Annotated in this window: 4 protein-coding genes; 2 read left to right on the top strand and 2 right to left on the bottom strand. The window is 58.2% G+C overall.

Annotated features, from left to right (window positions below):
• Positions 1 to 355 (top strand): NEL-type E3 ubiquitin ligase domain-containing protein (locus tag AC1DH9_RS25305; protein ID WP_477808997.1); only part of this gene is annotated, 355 nt, incomplete at its 5' end.
• An 80-nt stretch (positions 356 to 435) separates the two neighbouring features.
• On the opposite strand, the gene AC1DH9_RS25300 is transcribed toward AC1DH9_RS25305, so the two are convergent.
• Both AC1DH9_RS25300 and AC1DH9_RS25295 read right to left on the bottom strand, forming a co-directional pair.
• Positions 436 to 930: a DUF934 domain-containing protein gene (locus AC1DH9_RS25300; RefSeq protein WP_427529192.1), complete on the bottom strand. Its 495-nt coding sequence runs from the start codon at positions 928 to 930 to the stop codon at positions 436 to 438.
• The gene (locus AC1DH9_RS25295) at positions 914 to 2,572 is read right to left on the bottom strand and encodes a nitrite/sulfite reductase (protein WP_427536981.1); all 1,659 of its coding nucleotides are present in this window, start codon (positions 2,570 to 2,572) and stop codon (positions 914 to 916) included. The genes AC1DH9_RS25300 and AC1DH9_RS25295 overlap by 17 nt, the downstream gene beginning before the upstream one ends.
• A gap of 521 nt (positions 2,573 to 3,093) precedes the next feature.
• On the opposite strand from AC1DH9_RS25295, the gene AC1DH9_RS25290 reads away from it, so the two are divergent.
• Positions 3,094 to 3,520: type 1 periplasmic-binding domain-containing protein (locus AC1DH9_RS25290; protein ID WP_477808996.1), on the top strand; the 427-nt coding region annotated here is incomplete at its 3' end.

The following is a 3,520-nucleotide window of genomic DNA, read 5'->3' as shown; positions in this document are numbered from 1 at the left end:
CGCGTGGTTGACCGGGCTTCTCCCTGGGCAGACGGCACAACAGACCGCACGTTGGGAACGTGTGTTGGCAAAAGAGGGGGGTGATCGTTTCTTCGGTACTTTGGAAGCGCTGACGCGCACGGCTGATTTCCTGGTGGACTACGCACCGTTGCAGCAGCGAGTGTGGCGGATGCTTGAGGAGATGGATGCTTCGCAGGAACTTTACCAACACCTGTTCGAGGGTGTGGAATGGTCGCCTCTCGATGGGGATGACCCGTTTGCCGGTTTTGTGCGACTGGAAGACAGAATCACGTTATTCAAGGAGCCGCCTCTGAAAAAAGCCGGTCTCGATAGCGAGACGTCTCAAGCGTCATAGGTGGGGCGGGGAGTCTGTAGCCACAATGAAAAACCTTGAGTCCCGGCACACAGGTGCCGGGCTCAAGGTTTTTTTGTCGATCAGCGGCGACGGAACAGCGGTAGCGGTTCGTCGGTGGCGGCCTGGTAGGTCACCGAGAAGTCCTTGAGGCTTTCAAGGGCTTCGTACGGGTCTTTGTCGGCGCGCAATGCATACGCGTCGAAACCGCAGCGGTGCAGGTAGAACAACTGGTCGCGCAGCACATCACCGATCGCCCGCAGTTCGCCCTTGAAGCCGTAGCGGTCACGCAGCAGGCGCGCGTTGGAGTAGTTGCGCCCGTCGGTGAAGGCCGGGAAGTTCAAGGCAATGACCTGGAACTGATCAACGTCGTCACCGATTTCCTCGGCTTCTTCATCGGCATCCAGCCACACACCCAAACCGCCATCACGCGCCTTGAGCGCATGTGCGTGATCGCGCCACAGGGCCAGCGGCACGATCAGGTCGTCGCAGTTGGAAATACCGTCGAAAGTCGCGTCCTTGGGCAACAAGTGCCAGGTTTCGTCGATGACTTCGTTGTTCTTAATTATTCGCTGCATAGACGCGTTCCTTGAAGAGGTCGATGCCGATACGTTGATAGGTGTCGATGAAGCGTTCGTCTTCGGTACGTTGTTCCACGTACACGTCGATCAGCTTCGAGATCACGTCAGGCATGTCGTCCTGTGCAAAGGACGGGCCGAGGATCTTGCCCAGGCTGGCGTCACGGCTGGCGCTGCCGCCGAGCGAGACCTGGTAGAACTCTTCACCCTTCTTGTCCACTCCGAGGATGCCGATGTGCCCGACGTGGTGGTGACCACAGGCGTTCATGCAGCCGGAGATGTTCAGGTCCAGTTCGCCGATGTCGAACAGGTAGTCCAGGTCATCGAAACGGCGCTGGATGGCTTCGGCGATCGGGATCGACTTGGCGTTGGCCAGGGAGCAGAAGTCGCCACCCGGGCAGCAGATGATGTCGGTCAGCAGGCCGATGTTCGGCGTAGCGAAACCTTGCTCGCGCAATTCACCCCACAGGGTGAACAGTTGGCTCTGCTCGACGTCAGCCAGAATGATGTTCTGCTCGTGGGAGGTGCGCAGTTGGCCAAAGCTGTAGCGGTCGGCCAGGTCGGCAACGCCATCGAGCTGCTTGTCGGTCAGGTCGCCCGGCGCAACGCCGGTCGGCTTGAGCGACAGGGTCACGGCGACATAACCCGGCTTCTTGTGAGCCAGAGTGTTGCGGGTGCGCCAGCGAGCAAAGCCCGGGTATTGCTTGTCGAGTTCAGCCAGCTCAGCCGCCTGATCGTTCAGGGCTTTGTAGTCCGGATCGACAAAGTGCTTGGCGACGCGATGCACTTCGGCCTCGGTCAGCGTGGTCTGGCCACCGCGAAGGTATTCCATTTCCGCGTCGACTTTTTGTGCGAAGACTTCAGGCGTCAGGGCCTTGACCAGAATCTTGATCCGCGCCTTGTACTTGTTGTCGCGACGACCATAGCGGTTGTACACACGCAGAATGGCATCGAGGTAGCTCAACAGGTCTTGCCACGGCAGGAACTCATTGATGAACGCGCCAACGACGGGCGTACGACCGAGGCCGCCACCGACCAGCACGCGGAAACCCAGTTCGCCTGCGGCGTTGTGCACCGGCTCAAGGCCGATGTCATGGACTTCAATGGCTGCGCGGTCCGACGTCGACCCGTTGATGGCGATCTTGAACTTGCGCGGCAGGTAGGCGAATTCCGGGTGGAAGGTGGTCCACTGACGGACGATTTCGCACCACGGACGCGGATCGATCAACTCGTCGGCAGCGACACCGGCGAACTGATCGGTGGTGACGTTGCGCAGGCAGTTGCCGCTGGTCTGGATCGCGTGCATCTGCACGGTCGCCAGCTCAGCCAGGATGTCCGGGATGTCTTCCAGCGCCGGCCAGTTGAACTGTACGTTCTGCCGGGTACTGATGTGGGCATAGCCCTTGTCGTAGTCGCGGGCGATCTTGGCCATCATTCGCGTCTGGCGCGAAGTCAGTTGGCCATAAGGCACGGCAACCCGCAGCATCGGGGCGAAGCGCTGGATGTAAAGGCCATTTTGCAGGCGCAGGGGGCGGAATTCTTCTTCGCTCAGCTCGCCTGCCAGATAGCGTCGGGTCTGATCACGGAACTGCTTGACGCGGTCCTCGATGATCCGCTGATCGTACTCGTCGTATACGTACATATAGGTCCTGTTCTCAGGCTTGGGCCAATCAGGAACAGCTGCGATTTTCGCTCGCTTGATTCCGATACTGCCTTGGCAATTCTGCGCGCACGGCCGCGCACTCCCCACGGAGCCGAGGCAAGATACCAGTTTGCGTTTATGCGCAAAAGTGATGTTTGAGTATATGTAAAGAACCAAATCGACTAATGAGACTGGTTATTGTCTTACCCACATTTGTGGTGCGGGCAATCCTCTACTTAACTGTGCTCGAGTCTTTCTGCAATCACCGATAAAACCGACAAGAGGCGATGCAATGAGCAACCCAACCAAAGCACGGAAAAGTGATAGCACCGTCGATGCATGGGCAATACTGTTTCTGATCATCCTGGTAGTGGGCACTGCGGTGTTCTGGGTCAGCCATCAATAGCTAAGCGTGTCCGGGCCCTGTTCTGACGATTGTCGGACAAAACGGCGATTAATCGCGATTTACCAGCATTTCGCTGGCTATAATGCGTGGCTAATGGCTGGGGCTCGGATATTCAATGTTCAAGTTTTTCTGTGGGGTATTGCTGGCGGTTTGCTCGGTCTATGGGCCGGCTACACAAGCGGCGTCGGTGCTGTTTCTGAGCCCCGGCACTTCTGCGGAAACTTTTTGGCTGAGCTATTCGCAATTCATGCAGGCCGCCGCCCGGGATCTGGGCATGGACCTGCAGATACAGTATTGCGAGCGCGAGCCTGAAACCACGATCAAACAGGCCCGTGAAGCCCTGCAAGGGCCAAAACGCCCGGACTATCTGGTGTTCGCCAACGAGCAATATGTCGCGCCGGAAATCTTGCGACTGTCCGAGGGCAGCGGCGTGAAGCTGTTTATCGTCAATAGCGCGCTAAACGCCGATCAACTGGCGTTGCTCGGTAATCGCGAGAAAAAATATCCCGCTTTGCTCGGTAGCCTGGTGCCCAACGATGAGG

The organism is Pseudomonas sp. 05T35, assembly GCF_056396605.1.
The sequence above is the reverse complement of the archived record's forward strand: the minus strand, read 5'-3'. Positions and strand labels throughout refer to the sequence as shown.

Coding starts and splice junctions, on each gene's coding strand:
- AC1DH9_RS25300 (WP_427529192.1), bottom strand. CDS start 930: ATGCAGCGAATAATTAAGAACAACGAAGTCATCGACGAAACCTGGCAC.
- AC1DH9_RS25295 (WP_427536981.1), bottom strand. CDS start 2,572: ATGTACGTATACGACGAGTACGATCAGCGGATCATCGAGGACCGCGTC.